Genomic DNA, 13,117 nt, shown 5'->3' with positions numbered 1-13,117 from the left:
GCCGTTACTGCTCCTGGCGATCCGCGTTCGCGTAGATGGCGTCGCGGACGTACACCGCCATCCCCGGCCGGATCTCGTCATAGGTGGCGGTGAACCGCGGGTCGCTGGTGTACATGTCGGCGAGGTTGCGGTGGAACTGCGGGGAGCAGTCGTAGTAGCGCTCGTGGATGTTCAGACGGTGCGCCTCGGCGGCGTCCATCGCGGCCACGCTCGTCGGCGGCTCCCCCGCGTCCATGGCATCGGTGAAACCCTTGTGCAGGGCGTCGCTCTCGGCCTTGACCGCCTCCCAGTCGGCCTTCGTGTAGTTCCTGGTGCGGCGCTGGGACTCCTTCCAGGCGTCGCTGTCGCCCCACCGCTGCTCGGCCTCGGCCTGGGCGTCCTCGAAGCCGTCGCCGAAGAGCTCCTTCAGGTCCTCGGCGGTGGCGTGCTCGTCGTTCATCTCTCTCTCCAGTGCTCGGTCGATCGCCGCGACGAGGTCCTGCATCTCGTCGAGGCGCTGGGCGACGGCCGCACGTTGGCGGCGCAGGTGCTGCTCGACGCTCTCGGGGTGGTCCAGCAGGAGCGCGACCTCCTCCAGGGCGAACCCGAGCCGCCGGTAGACGACGACGTGCTGCAGCCGGGTCAGGTCGTCGGCCGTGTAGAGCCGGTAGCCCGCCGCCGACCGCTCGCTCGGCTGCACGAGCCGGATCTCGTCGTAGTGGTGCAGCGTCCGCACCGTCACGTCGAGCCGCTCGGCCACCTGGCCCACGGTCAGCAGCACCTCGGTCGTCTCCCTCATGTCGACCACTGTGACGCCTCACGCCGCGTGAGGGTCAAGCCCTTGGCTCGGGCACGTGGCGGGGAGGCATGACGCGTGGCCGGGTGAGGGGTTCAGTGCCAGCGGTCGGGGTGCACGTCGCCGGGGATGTCGGCCGCCGGGTCGTACGGGGTGCGGCTCAGCCGGAACGACGCGAGGTCGAGATGGCTGACCCGGCCGTCGTCCCCGCGGACCACCGTCAGCGGCTCGCCATCGAAGTAGCCGTCCAACCCGATCCAGCCGGTCTCGGTCGGGCGCAACCGGGTGCCGCGCAGCTTGCCCGGCTCGCCGAGGACCAGGTGGCCGTCGGCGGCGAGCCGCAGGTCGTAGCCGGTCGTGCCCCAGTACCAGTCGCCGACCAGCTCGAGCGCCGGAGTCTGCTGGGCCTCCGCGTGCCAGGTCGCGACCGGTCGTGGCTCGCGCTCGGCGAGCAGACGCATCAGGTCGGGCGTGAGGGTCGGCGACAGGCCCGAGGTGGCGTTCGCGAAGACCACGCAGCCGTCACCGGTCTCGAGGTCGACGCGCAGACCCGCCAGGAAGCCGGGCATCGACCCGCCGTGGCCGGCGAACCGCCGCCCCTCGAGGTTCCAGACCTGCCACCCGAGGCCGTGGGCCCCGGTCCACGCCATACCGGGGGTGTCGTTGACGACCAGCGGCAGGCACATCTCCTCGAGCGTCGCCGCCGAGAGCAGCCCGGCCGTGTCGCCTGCGAGGAACGCCGCCCACCGCGCGAGGTCCTCGACCGTCGTCCAGAGCTGGCCGGCCGGCGCCATCGCGCCACCATCGTGCTCCGGCTCGACGTGCAGGAGGTCGGCCATCGGGTGCACGCCCCACCCGGGCGCTGCCGCACCGGTCGGTCGGGTCGAGGTCCGCGCCATTCCCAGTGGCTGCAGGAGGTTCGCGTGCACGACCTCGTCCCACCCCGCCTCCCGGAACCGGCCCACGAGCTCGCCCAGCACGGCATACCCGACGTTGGAGTAGTGGAACCGCGCGCCGGGACGGAACCGTAGGGCCGGCCGGCTCGCGAGCAGGTCGTCCCAACCGCCGCCCTGCACCCGCTCCCACCATGGTCCGGACGTCTCCGCCTGGAGGCCGGAGGAGTGCGACAGCAGCTGCGCCACGGTGGCCTTGCCGAACTCCGACCCCACGACGTCGGGCAGCAGGGCATCGATCCGGTCGTCGAGGCCGAGCCTGCCCTCGTCGCGCAGGCGCAGCACCTCGACGGCCACGAAGGTCTTGGTGATCGACCCCATCCGGTACTGCGTGTCGGTGCCGGCCGGCTCGCCGTCGGCCCGCCCGCTGACGGTGCCGACGGCACCCGACCACACGAGCGCGCCACCGCGGACCAGTCCCGCCGCGACCGAGGGCAGCCGGCTGTCGGCCTGCTCGGTGGCCAGCCGCCGGTCGAGCGCGCGGACGGTGGTGGGGTCGAGCGGGCTGGCGTCCGGCATGCGGTCAGGCCTTCTTCGTCGTGGCCTTCTTGGCCGTCGTCTTCTTGGCGGTCTTCTTCGCCGCCGTCTTCTTCGTCGTCTTCTTGGCCGCTCGCTTGCGGGTGGTCGGCCCCTTGGCGCGCTTCTCGGCGAGCAGCTCGGCGCCCCGCTCGGGGGTGATCGACTCCGGGTCGTCGCCCTTGCGCAGCGTCGAGTTGGTCTCGCCATCGGTGACGTAGGGGCCGAAGCGACCGTCCTTGACGACCATCGGCCGCCCCGACACGGGGTCGTTGCCGAGCTCCTTCAGCGGGGCCGAGGCAGCCCGCCCGCGCTGCTTGGGCTGCGCGTAGATCGCCAGCGCCTCCTCGAGCGTGATGTCGAACAGCTGCTGCTCGGTGGTCAGCGACCGCGAGTCGGTGCCCTTCTTGAGGTAGGGGCCGTAGCGACCGTTCTGCGCGGTGATCTCGACCTCGGTGCCGTCCTCCTCGGTCGTCGTGCCGACGACCCGCGGCAGGCTGAGCAGCTTGAGGGCGGTCTCGAGGTCCATGGTCGCGAGGTCCATGTCCTTGAACAGGCTCGCGGTGCGCGGCTTGACCTTGGCCTTGCCCTTGAGTGCGGCGGTCTCCTCGTCGAGGACCTCGGTGACGTAGGGACCGTAACGACCGGCCTTGGCCACGATGTCGCGACCGTTGGCCGGGTCCTGGCCGAGCACCTTGCCGTCGTCCGCGGACTGGTCGAGCAGCTCGCGTGCCTTGGCCGGGGTCATCTCGTCGGGAGCGATGTCGTCGTTGATCGTGGCGCGCCGGGGCGTCGTCGCCGCGTCGTCGCTCATCTCACCGGTGGAAAGGTCGACGCCATGCGGCACGGTCTCCTCGACGTACGGACCGTAGCGACCGACCCGCACGACGATGCCCTCGCCGATCGGGATGGTCGAGATCTCGCGGGCGTCGATCTCGCCGAGGTCCTCGACGAGCTGCTTGAGGCCCTGGCCGGACAGCGGCTCGTTGGCGCGGCCACCGACAGCCGCACCGCTTCCGCCGTCACCGCCGAGCCCATGACCGAAATAGAACCGCTGCAGCCAGTCGGCGCGCTGCTCGTCGCCTCCGGCGATGCGGTCGAGGTCCTCCTCCATCGACGCGGTGAAGTCGTAGTCGACCAGCTCGCCGAAGTGCTCCTCGAGCAGCCGGGTCACCGCGAAGGCGAGCCAGGTCGGGATGAGGGCGTTGCCGCGGGTGTTGACGTAGCCGCGGTCCTGGATCGTGCCGACTGTGCTGGCATAGGTGGAGGGGCGACCGATCCCCTTCTCCTCCATGGCCTTCACGAGCGTCGCCTCGGTGTAGCGCGGCGGCGGCGAGGTCTCGTGGCCATCGGCGTCGGCGCGCAGGGTGGTGATCGCCACGCCCTCGCTGAGCTTGGGCAGCCGGCGCTCCTCCTCGGCCTCCGCGGCCTTGCTGGCGCGCTCATCGTCGCGACCTTCCTCGTAGGCGGCGAGGAAGCCCCGGAACGTGATGACGGTGCCCGAGGCGCTGAACTCGACGACCCGGCCGTCCTCCAGCGTGCCGCCGAGCTTGACGGTGGCGGTCGAGCCGCGGGCGTCGGCCATCTGCGACGCGACGGTGCGCTTCCAGATCAGCTCGTACAGCGCGAACTCGTCACCGCGCAGCTCGCCGGCCACCTGGGCGGGCGTGCGGAAACGGTCGCCAGCGGGACGGATCGCCTCGTGCGCCTCCTGGGCGTTCTTGACCTTCTTCTCGTAGCGGCGCGGGGCGTCGGGAACGTACTCGGCGCCATACAGGTCGCGCGCCTGCTGGCGGGCCGCGGTCAGGGCGGCCTCCGACAGCGTCGTGCTGTCGGTGCGCATGTAGGTGATGTAGCCGTTCTCGTAGAGGCGCTGCGCGACGCGCATGGCGTTCTTGGACGAGAGGCGGAGCTTGCGCGAGGCCTCCTGCTGGAGGGTGCTGGTCGTGAAGGGTGCGGACGGGCGGCGGGTGTAGGGCTTCTCCTGGACGCTCGTGACTGCGACCTGGGCCGAGATCACCTGTGCGGCAATGGAGTTCGCGGTCTCCTCGTCGAGGTGCACGACGTTCTTGGACTTGAGCGTGCCGTCATCGGCGAAGTCGCGCCCGGTGGCGACGCGATCGCCGTCCACCGCAGAAAGCCGCGCCCCGAACTGGTTGGCCGCACCATCGGGCGTGAAGTCGCCCACGACGTCCCAGTAGGACGCCCGGACGAACGCCATCCGCTCGCGCTCGCGCTCGACCACCATGCGCGTCGCGACGGACTGCACACGGCCGGCGGACAGGCCCGCCTTGACCTTGCGCCACAGGACCGGGCTGACCTCGTAGCCGTAGAGGCGGTCGAGGATGCGCCGGGTCTCCTGGGCGTCGACCATGGCGACGTCGAGGTCGCGGGTGGTGTTGGCGGCCCGCTGGATGGCCTCCTTGGTGATCTCGTGGAAGACCATCCGCTTGACCGGCACCTTGGGCTGGAGCACCTCGAGCAGGTGCCACGCGATGGCCTCGCCCTCACGGTCCTCATCAGTGGCCAGGTAGAGCTCGTCGGCACCCTTGAGCAGCCGCTTGAGCTCCGACACCTTCTTCTTCTTGTCGGAGTCGACGACGTAGTAGGCCTCGAAGCCGTGGTCGACGTCGACGCCGAACCGGCCGAACGGGCCCTTCTTGATCTCGGCGGGCATCTCCGACGGGGTCGGGATGTCGCGGATGTGGCCGACCGACGCCTCGACGTCCCAGTCCTTGCCCAGGTAGCCGCCGATCGTCTTCGCCTTGGCCGGCGACTCGACGATGACGAGCTTGCGCCCCTCACTCATGGTTCAAACCTCGGTTCCTGACCCTCGTGTGCAGCGGATTCGTCGCTGCATGGACACGTGCGTCGCCGATGACGGTATCCGAGCGCGTCAAGTTCGTGACGCAGGGTCCATGCCGGGTCTCCAACATTAGTTGAAGGTTCAAGTAAAGTCGGGTATGGTCGAGGTATGAGCGAGACCGCGACCACCACCCGCCAGCCCGTGCTGTACCTCAGCCACGGGGCGCCACCGCTGGCCGACGACCCGGTGTGGACCGACCAGCTCTCGTCGTGGTCGTCGACGTTCGACAAGCCCGCGAACATCCTGATGGTCTCCGCGCACTGGGAGGAGGCGCCGCTGTCCCTTTCCGCGACCACCGGCGACGTCCCCCTCGTCTACGACTTCTACGGCTTCCCGCGGCACTACTACGAGGTGACGTATGCCGCCCCGGGTGCGCCGGAGCTCGCGGCCGACGTCGCCAAGCTGATGCACACCGCCGACACCCCGGTGCACCGCGACGAGACCCGCGGCCTGGACCACGGCGCCTACGTGCCGCTGGTCGAGATGTACCCCGACGCCGACATCCCGGTGCTCCAGATGTCGATGCCCACCCTCGACCCGCGGGCGCTGTTCGACCTCGGCCGCAAGCTCGCTCCGCTGCGCGACCAGGGGACGCTGATCGTCGGCTCGGGTTTCACCACCCACAACCTGCGCTGGTTCAACCCGGCCGGCGGCCCCGACGGCACGCCGCCGACGGCCTCCTCGGAGTTCGACAACTGGGCCGCCGAGGCGCTCGAGCGCCAGGACGTCGACGCCATCCTCGACTTCATGCACAAGGCGCCGGCCGCGCGGGAGGCGCACCCGCGCACCGAGCACTGGGCGCCGCTCTACGTGAGCCTCGGCGCGGCATACGAGTCGGGCAGTCTCGACAACGAGAGCGTGATCGACGGGTTCTGGTTCGGACTGAGCAAGCGGTCCTGGCAGTTCGCCTGACCGCCCCCCGCAATACGGCAGTTGCGTCGGCTTCCGCCCGGCAATTGCCGGGCGGAAGGCGACGCAACTGCCGTATTGCGGGTCGAGTCGGGGTCAGGGGATGACCAGTGACTTGCCCTTGGCGTGGAACTCACCCTGCACGCGCAGCGCCTCGGGGGCGTCGGCGAGCGCCCAGCGACGGTCCATGACCGGCGTGACCAGGCCCCGCGCGACCAGGTCGATCAGCAGCTCGAGGTCGGCGCGGTTGCGCGAGGCCACCTTGAAGGCCGGCCCCCGACGGCTCCCGACCGCGAAGACGAGCGGCACCGCCAGCATCCGCGGCAACGGGTGCAGCCAGGTCGACTTCGGGGACGTGACGCTGACGTAGGAGCCGCCCTCGGCCACCATCCGCTTGCAGGTGCGCAGCGGCAGCGTGCCGGCGTTGTCGAAGAACACGTCGAACGTCTCCCCCAGTGAGCGCAGGTCGTCGCGCGTGTAGTCGATGACCCGGTCGGCTCCAGCGGCGCGGGCGGCCTCGACGTTGCCGGTGCTGCACACGGCCGTCACGTGGGACGCACCCAGCGCCTTGGCGAGCTGCACCGCGAAGGTGCCGACCCCACCCGATGCCCCGTTCACCAGCACCCGCTGACCCCGCTCCAGGCGACCCCAGTCGCGCAGGCCCTGGAGCGCGGTCTCGGCCGCGACCCCGATCGTGGCCGCGGTCTCCAGCTCGACCCCTTCGGGGACGGGCACCAGCGACTCGGCCGGGGCGACGACATACTCGGCGAAGCCACCACCGGACACCTCACCGAAGACGCGCTCGCCCACCTTGAACCGCGTCACGTCCGCGCCCACCGCCTCGACGGTCCCGGCGACGTCCGCCCCCGGCACCTGCCGCTTCGGGCGGCGCAGGCCCAGGGTCGGCCGGGCGAACATCGGGAGCCCGGTGACGTAGTGCCAGTCCAGTGCGTTGACCGACGCCGCAGCGACCCGCACCAGCACGTCGTCGGGGCCGACCTCCGGCACCGGGACGGTTCGCACCGTCACGACCTGCTCGGGTGCGCCGTAGCGCTCGTGCACCGCGGCCCGCATCGTGGTGGGTATGCCGTCTGCCCGGCTCGCTGCCACGGCGGCGGAGCGGGGCTGGTCGAGGTGGTTCATGGTGGTCTCCTCATCGCAGGACTTACGGTGTAAATTTACGCTGTAAGGTAGACCTACGCCGTAAGTCTGTCAATGGCCGAGAGCTAGCATGCGAGTCGACCACCACGCCGACCGGAGGGACCCGTGACCGACACCGCCAAGCGCGCCGCGCAGCGAGCCACGGCGCAGCGAGCCACGGCGCAGCGAGCCACGGGCACGAAGAGCGCGCCACGCACGCCGCTCAACCGCGAGCGGGTGATGCGGGCCGCGGTCGACGTCGCGGACTCCGAGGGCATCTCGGCCGTGTCGATGCGGCGGATCGGCCAGGAGCTTGCCGTCGAGGCGATGTCGCTCTACAACCACGTCGCCGGCAAGGAGGCCCTCCTCGACGCGATGGTCGACCAGGTGGCGGGTGAGCTGCTCGCCGCGGTCGACGGTCTCGAGTCCCCCGATCCCGCCGTCGACTGGCAGGGTGCGCTCCGGGCTCGAGCGCTGGCCGCGCGCACCGTCATGCTGCGGCACCCGTGGGCACCGGGCGTGCTCGAGACCCGCACGACGATGAGCCTCGACGTGGTCCGCTACTTCGACGGGGTGGTGTCGATCCTGCGAGCCAGCGGCTTCAGCAACGACCTCGCGCACCACTCGCTGCACGCCCTGGGCAGCCGGGTGATCGGCTTCTCGCAGGAGCTGTTCGACCCCGGCGACACCGGCTCGGAGGACGCGTCCGAGGAGATGCTGGCGGCGATGGCGACCCAGATCCCGCACCTCGTCGAGATGCTCGGCGAGGTCGCGCACGACGAGCCCGGGGCGACGCTCGGGTGGTGCGACGACCAGACCGAGTTCGAGTTCGGGCTCGACGTCGTCCTCGACGGGCTGGAGCGTCGCCGGGCTTCTACCGTGGTGCCATGATCACCGCCCTGCACACCCTGGTCTACGCGCACGACCCGGCCGCTGCCCGCGACTTCTTCCGCGACGTCCTGCGCTTCCCCGCCACCGACACCGGCGGTGGCTGGCTGATCTTCCGCACCGGCCCGAGCGAGCTCGCGGCCCACCCGTCCAGCTGGGAGCACGGCGGCGAGACCGGCGGGACGGACCAGCGCTTCGACCTGTCGCTGATGTGCGACGACCTCCCCACCACGATGGCCGAGCTCGAGGAGCGTGGCGCCGAGTTCGAGGGTGGGGTCGTCGAGCAGCCGTGGGGCACGACGGTCCGGCTGGTGGTGCCCGGCGCAGGGACGATGACCCTCTACCAGCCGCGCTACGACCCGCCGGCCCTCGGCACGAGCGAGCTCGAGGCCATGTGGTGACGGCGCGCTCCGGGTCGCCGGTCCCGGCACCCCGCGCACTGGCGCCCCGCGCACTGTCGCCCGGCGCGACGGCACCCGCGTGAGGGAGCTGCCGGGCTGGGTCCGGTGGCTGCTGCTCGGCCGGTTCGTCAACGCGCTGGGCTCGATGGCCTGGGTGTTCATCCCGCTCTACCTCGTCTCCGACCGCGGTCTGAGCGAGGGTGCCGCCGGGTCGATCGCGGCGGTCTGGGGCCTGGGCATGATCGCCGGCAACCTGGCGGGCGGCTCGGTCGGTGACCGGTTCGGACTGCGCCCGACCTTGGCCCTGGCCTCGCTCGCGTCGGCGATCGGCTGCCTGCTGGTGCCGTTCACCCCCACGGCGACGCTCGCGGTGGTGCTCTTCCTGATGGGTGCGCTCGGCGGCGTGGGCCGACCGGTGTCGTTCGCGCTCGTCACGAGCGCGCTGCCGACCGAGCACCGTCGGCAGGCCACCGCGTGGATGCGCGCCGTCAACAACGCGGGCACCGTCCTCGGCCCTCCCCTTGGTGGGCTGCTGGCGGTGCACCACTTCGGCGCCATCTTCGTGATCGACGCAGCCGCGAGCCTGATGATGCTGGGGGTCGTGCTCTTCGTGGTCCCGCGCGCGGCGCGCGTCCCGCTCCCGGACGGCACGCCGACCCGCCTGCTCGCGGCGCTGCGGCAGGACCCGCGCTTCGTCCTGCTCCTGCTCACGGTCGTCGCGGCCGACACGGCCTACCGGTTCGCCTACTCCGCCGTGCCGTGGCAGCTCGACGCCCTCGGCGCGGCACCGTGGGTCTACGGCACCACCATCTCCCTCAACTGTGCGCTCATCGTGCTGTTCGAGCCGTGGCTCGCGCACCGGTTGCGAGACCGTGCGCCGGAGCGTCTCATCGCGCTGGGCTTCCTGCTGGTCGGCATCGGCTGGGTCGTCGTCGCGCCCTCGCCCGGCGTCGTCGTGGTGCTCGCAGCAGTCGCCGTCGTCACCGCCGGCGAGATGCTCTACAAGCCGACGGCCACCGCCCATGCGTCCGACCGCGCCCCTGACGGGATGCACGGCCGCTACCAGAGCCTCTACGGCGCGGCGTCGATCGGTGGCACGGTCATCGCGCCACCCCTGGCCGGTGCCCTCTTCGAGGTGAGTCCGCGGCTGATGTGGGTGTGCGGTGGAGTCCTCGGCATCGCCGCCGCAGCCGTCCTCGCCTTCACCGCAGGTTCCGTCCGACGCGGCCCGGCCCGGCGCTCACCCATGCAAAAGGCGAGTTAGCGCCGGGATCCTTCGGCGCTAACTCGCCTTTTGCATGAGATAGCGCCGACAACCGGTCGCCGAGACGCACTGACGGGTATGCCGCGTGGTGACCACGCGGCACACCCGTCTGTCGTCGGCCGGCTCGGGCGTCAGTGAGCGCCGGGGCGACGCCGCGGTGCGGGCCGGGTCGGGTCGTCCTCGGCGCGCTCGACGTCGGCCGGCACGATGATCGGCTTGAGTCGCGCCCAGAGCAGGAAGGCTGCGCCGGCGACCGCAAGCGCCAGACCGGTCCAGAGGTTCGCGTTGACGCCGCCGGTCTTGGCCTCCTCGGTGTCCATGAAGAGGCCAGCGAGGAGCAGCAGCACGCCATAGATGGCGAGCAGCGCACCGATGATGTTGCGGATGTCGAAGGCGCCGGCGGTGTGGCCACCCGATGCCTTGGCCGAGGGGTCGGCGTTCGAGCCGTCGGGGGTCTTGTCAGACATGTGCAGCCTCCTTAGAACGCGAAGTTGAGGACGAGGACCATGACGAGCGCGATCCCGGCCAAGGGGATGGTGCGCTGGTACCACGGCAGGCTGGCTTCCTCCGGGTCGACCAGGTCCTCCTTGGGCGTCTCGGAGTAGACCAGGCCCTTGAGCTCGGACGCCGGTTTCGGCTGGGTCGCCATGCTCACCACGATGCTGAGCACGATGTCGACGACGAACGCGGTCGAGGCGGCCACGAAGCTCGCGCCCTGCCCCGAGAGGGGGATGACGCCTTGGCTGGCCGAGCCGAAGGCGTCCTCCGACAGGAAGGCCACCAGCACCGCCGAGAGCGTGCCACTCGCGAGGCCGACCCAGCCTGCGGTCGGGGTCATCCGCTTCCAGAACATGCCGAGGATGAACGTGGCGAACAGCGGAGCGTTGAAGAACCCGAACAGCGTCTGGAGGTAGTCCATGATGTTCGAGAAGCTGCTCGCCAGCGTGGCCGTGAAGATCGCGATGAGGGTCGCCGCGACCGTGGCGAGGCGACCGATCCGCAGGTAGTAGTCGTCGCTGTGGTCCTTGCGGATGTAGCGCTGCCACAGGTCGTAGCTGAACACCGTGTTGAAGGCCGAGATGTTCGCGGCCATGCCGGCCATGAACGCGGCCAACAGACCCGCGATGGCCAGGCCGAGCAGGCCGTTGGGGAGGATGTCGCGCATCAGCAGCAGGAGCGCGTCGTTGTACTTCACTCCCTCGCCGCTGGCACCACCCGGCGGGGACCCACCGTTCTTGAGGTCCATGATCTCCTTGACCAGCACCCCGGCGACCATGCCCGGGAAGATGACGAGGAACGGCACGAACATCTTGGGGAAGGCGCCGATGATCGGCGTCTTGCGCGCCGCGGAGATGGACTTCGAGGCCATCGCGCGCTGCACCTCGACGAAGTTCGTCGTCCAGTAGCCGAAGGACAGCACGAAGCCGAGACCGAAGACGATGCCGACGACTGACCAGAACGGCGAGTCGAAGCCGGAGAGCGCCTGCCCCGGCCAGGACTCCAGCTGCTGCGCTGCGGGGGCGACCTTGGCCCCCGCGGGCGCGGAGCTCGCGAAGGCCTCGATCTTGTCCTTGAGCCCGCCGTAGCCGCCGACGCGGTGCAGGCCGATCAGGGTCAGCGGCAGGAGCGACGCGACGATCACGAAGAACTGGAGCACCTCGTTGTAGATGGCCGCGGAGAGCCCACCGAGGGTGATGTAGGAGAGCACGATCGCGGCCGCCACGATCAGCGCCACCCAGAGCGGCCAGCCGAGCAGCGCGTGCACGATCGAGCCGAGCAGGTAAAGGTTCACACCGGCAATCAGCAGCTGGGCGAACGCGAAGCTGATCGCGTTGACCAGGTGCGCCCCGGTGCCGAACCGCCGGAACATGAACTCCGGCACCGAGCGGACCTTGGAGCCGTAGTAGAACGGCATCATCACGACACCGAGGAAGAGCATGGCCGGGATCGCGCCCACCCAGAAGTAGTGCACCGTCGGGAGGCCGATCTCCGCACCGTTGGCGGACATCCCCATGATCTCGACGGCACCCAGGTTGGCCGAGATGAACGCCAGACCGGTCACCCACGCGGGCAGCGAACGCCCGGACAGGAAGAAGTCGATCGAGTCGGAGACCGAGCGCCTGGCCATGACACCGATGCCCAGCACGAACGCGAAGTAGATCGCGACCAGGGTGTAGTCGAGCCAGTTCGCGTCGATCAACGGCTCTGCGGCCGGAAGGGCGAGGGGGACGAGGGCGTTCATCAGCGACTCCTGGGCGGTGCGTCGGCGGACCTCATCACAACCTAGGGCGTATGCCGTGAATCGGCACCCGGGGCTGCAACCATGGCTTTCCCGGACATGAGGGGCGCATGATGGGGGATGGACAAACCGACACGTACCGCACTGCGTCGTCTCTCTCGTCGCTCCCTCGCCGGAGCGGTCACCGCTGTCCTCGGGCTCTCGACCGGCCTGCTCCTGGCGACCACCTCCCCCGCTGTCGCTCACGGTGACCACCACCGACATCAGCACGGCCACCACGCCGGTCACCGCGCGCAGGAGGTCGCCCTGCCGGACGGGCTGCGGCCCGAGGGCATCACCTCCGGACCCGGCTCCCGCTACTTCGTCGGCTCACTGGCCGACGGGCGCATCGTCACCGGCGACCTGCGCACCGGGTCGTCGGCCACCCTCCTGCCCGGAGCCGCCGGGCGGCAGCTGCGCGGCCTCTACTGGGACTCGCGCAGCAACCTCGTCTGGGCCGTCGGCAACGTCGCCGCGGAAGCGCACATCTGGGCCGTCGACGCCCGGCGCGGCACGGTCCGCCAGGACACCGTCGTGCCCGGTGCCCGGTTCCTCAACGACCTCGTGGTCACGCGCGACGCCGTCTGGGCGACCGACTCCCGCGTCGACCGGCTGACCGTGTTGGGTCTCGGCCGGCACGGCACCCCCACCGGAACGGCTCCTGTCTTCCTCCCGCTCACGGGTGACTGGCCGGCCGGCGACGGGGTCGCCAACAACGCCAACGGGATCCGTCAGCTCAAGGACGGCTCGGCCATCCTCAACAACAGCCGCGTGGGCGGGTTGTGGCGGGTCGACCCGGACAGTGGCATCGTCACGCAGGTCCCGGTCTCCGGCGGGCCGGGCATCATCGGCGGCGACGGCCTCGAGCTCGACGGCCGCACCCTCTACAACGTGCGTGGCAGTGGCCAGGCCGAGGTGTCGGTCCTGACCCTTGCACGGCGGCACGGCACGTGGACCGCCACATGGCGGGGTGCGCTGTCCGACCCGCGGCTCGACGTCCCGTCGACCGCAACCCTCGTAGGCCGCACCTTGTGGGCGGTCAACGCCCGGTTCGGCGTCGCCTCCCCCGACACCGCCCCCTACTGGATCACCCCGCTGCCCACCCGCTGACCACGAGTCGTGTGCCT

At 70.7% G+C, this 13,117-nt stretch carries 11 protein-coding genes; 5 read left to right on the top strand and 6 right to left on the bottom strand.

The genetic code is table 11. The features are described from left to right. Nucleotides 1–4: 4 nt before the first annotated feature. The 3 genes from BLQ34_RS17100 to topA form a co-directional block, all read right to left on the bottom strand. Nucleotides 5–778, bottom strand: coding sequence for a MerR family transcriptional regulator (locus tag BLQ34_RS17100; protein ID WP_091790152.1), 774 nt, complete (start codon nucleotides 776–778; stop codon nucleotides 5–7). Nucleotides 779–870: 92 nt separating this feature from the next. Then, nucleotides 871–2,247, bottom strand: a complete 1,377-nt coding sequence (locus BLQ34_RS17095; RefSeq protein WP_091788274.1) for a serine hydrolase domain-containing protein — start codon at nucleotides 2,245–2,247, stop codon at nucleotides 871–873. 4 nt (nucleotides 2,248–2,251) lie between these two features. Continuing rightward, nucleotides 2,252–5,053, bottom strand: a complete 2,802-nt coding sequence (gene topA, locus BLQ34_RS17090; protein WP_091788270.1) for a type I DNA topoisomerase — start codon at nucleotides 5,051–5,053, stop codon at nucleotides 2,252–2,254. A gap of 165 nt (nucleotides 5,054–5,218) precedes the next feature. Between topA and BLQ34_RS17085 the strand changes: the two genes are divergently transcribed. Then, entirely contained in the window at nucleotides 5,219–6,022 is an 804-nt protein-coding gene (locus BLQ34_RS17085) for a dioxygenase family protein (RefSeq protein ID WP_091788267.1), read from the top strand. A gap of 93 nt (nucleotides 6,023–6,115) precedes the next feature. Here BLQ34_RS17085 and BLQ34_RS17080 read toward each other — a convergent pair whose 3' ends face one another. After that, nucleotides 6,116–7,162: an NAD(P)-dependent alcohol dehydrogenase gene (locus BLQ34_RS17080; RefSeq protein WP_091788264.1), complete on the bottom strand. Its 1,047-nt coding sequence runs from the start codon at nucleotides 7,160–7,162 to the stop codon at nucleotides 6,116–6,118. A gap of 123 nt (nucleotides 7,163–7,285) precedes the next feature. Here BLQ34_RS17080 and BLQ34_RS17075 point away from each other — a divergent pair, with 123 nt between their 5' ends. The 3 genes from BLQ34_RS17075 (at nucleotide 7,286) to BLQ34_RS17065 (ending at nucleotide 9,712) form a co-directional block, all read left to right on the top strand. Next, on the top strand, nucleotides 7,286–8,050 hold the full coding sequence (locus tag BLQ34_RS17075; RefSeq protein ID WP_231961334.1) for a TetR/AcrR family transcriptional regulator: 765 nt from the start codon (nucleotides 7,286–7,288) through the stop codon (nucleotides 8,048–8,050). Then, nucleotides 8,047–8,448 (top strand): VOC family protein, encoded by a 402-nt coding sequence (locus BLQ34_RS17070; RefSeq protein WP_091788262.1) that lies wholly within the window; start codon nucleotides 8,047–8,049, stop codon nucleotides 8,446–8,448. The genes BLQ34_RS17075 and BLQ34_RS17070 overlap by 4 nt, the downstream gene beginning before the upstream one ends. Nucleotides 8,449–8,527: 79 nt before the next feature. After that, a complete protein-coding gene (locus tag BLQ34_RS17065; RefSeq protein WP_091788259.1) occupies nucleotides 8,528–9,712 on the top strand; it encodes an MFS transporter in 1,185 nt (394 codons plus the stop codon). A gap of 131 nt (nucleotides 9,713–9,843) precedes the next feature. Here the strand turns inward: BLQ34_RS17065 and BLQ34_RS17060 are convergent, their stop codons facing one another. After that, nucleotides 9,844–10,179: a hypothetical protein gene (locus BLQ34_RS17060; RefSeq protein WP_091788256.1), complete on the bottom strand. Its 336-nt coding sequence runs from the start codon at nucleotides 10,177–10,179 to the stop codon at nucleotides 9,844–9,846. 11 nt (nucleotides 10,180–10,190) lie between these two features. Beyond that, on the bottom strand, nucleotides 10,191–11,954 hold the full coding sequence (locus tag BLQ34_RS17055; protein ID WP_091788253.1) for a sodium:solute symporter family protein: 1,764 nt from the start codon (nucleotides 11,952–11,954) through the stop codon (nucleotides 10,191–10,193). A gap of 117 nt (nucleotides 11,955–12,071) precedes the next feature. Between BLQ34_RS17055 and BLQ34_RS17050 the strand changes: the two genes are divergently transcribed. Further along, nucleotides 12,072–13,100, top strand: coding sequence for an NHL repeat-containing protein (locus BLQ34_RS17050; protein WP_091788249.1), 1,029 nt, complete (start codon nucleotides 12,072–12,074; stop codon nucleotides 13,098–13,100). The last annotated feature ends 17 nt before the right edge of the window (nucleotides 13,101–13,117 follow it).

The organism is Pedococcus dokdonensis, from assembly GCF_900104525.1.
In the GTDB taxonomy this organism is placed as follows: Bacteria; Actinomycetota; Actinomycetes; order Actinomycetales; family Dermatophilaceae; genus Pedococcus; species Pedococcus dokdonensis.
Note: the sequence above shows the minus strand (reverse complement) of the source record. Positions and strands in the feature narration are given on the sequence as shown.

Coding starts and splice junctions, on each gene's coding strand:
- BLQ34_RS17085 (WP_091788267.1), top strand. CDS start 5,219: ATGAGCGAGACCGCGACCACCACCCGCCAGCCCGTGCTGTACCTCAGC.
- BLQ34_RS17080 (WP_091788264.1), bottom strand. CDS start 7,162: ATGAACCACCTCGACCAGCCCCGCTCCGCCGCCGTGGCAGCGAGCCGG.
- BLQ34_RS17070 (WP_091788262.1), top strand. CDS start 8,047: ATGATCACCGCCCTGCACACCCTGGTCTACGCGCACGACCCGGCCGCT.
- BLQ34_RS17060 (WP_091788256.1), bottom strand. CDS start 10,179: ATGTCTGACAAGACCCCCGACGGCTCGAACGCCGACCCCTCGGCCAAG.
- topA (WP_091788270.1), bottom strand. CDS start 5,053: ATGAGTGAGGGGCGCAAGCTCGTCATCGTCGAGTCGCCGGCCAAGGCG.
- BLQ34_RS17095 (WP_091788274.1), bottom strand. CDS start 2,247: ATGCCGGACGCCAGCCCGCTCGACCCCACCACCGTCCGCGCGCTCGAC.
- BLQ34_RS17050 (WP_091788249.1), top strand. CDS start 12,072: ATGGACAAACCGACACGTACCGCACTGCGTCGTCTCTCTCGTCGCTCC.
- BLQ34_RS17100 (WP_091790152.1), bottom strand. CDS start 778: ATGAGGGAGACGACCGAGGTGCTGCTGACCGTGGGCCAGGTGGCCGAG.
- BLQ34_RS17055 (WP_091788253.1), bottom strand. CDS start 11,954: ATGAACGCCCTCGTCCCCCTCGCCCTTCCGGCCGCAGAGCCGTTGATC.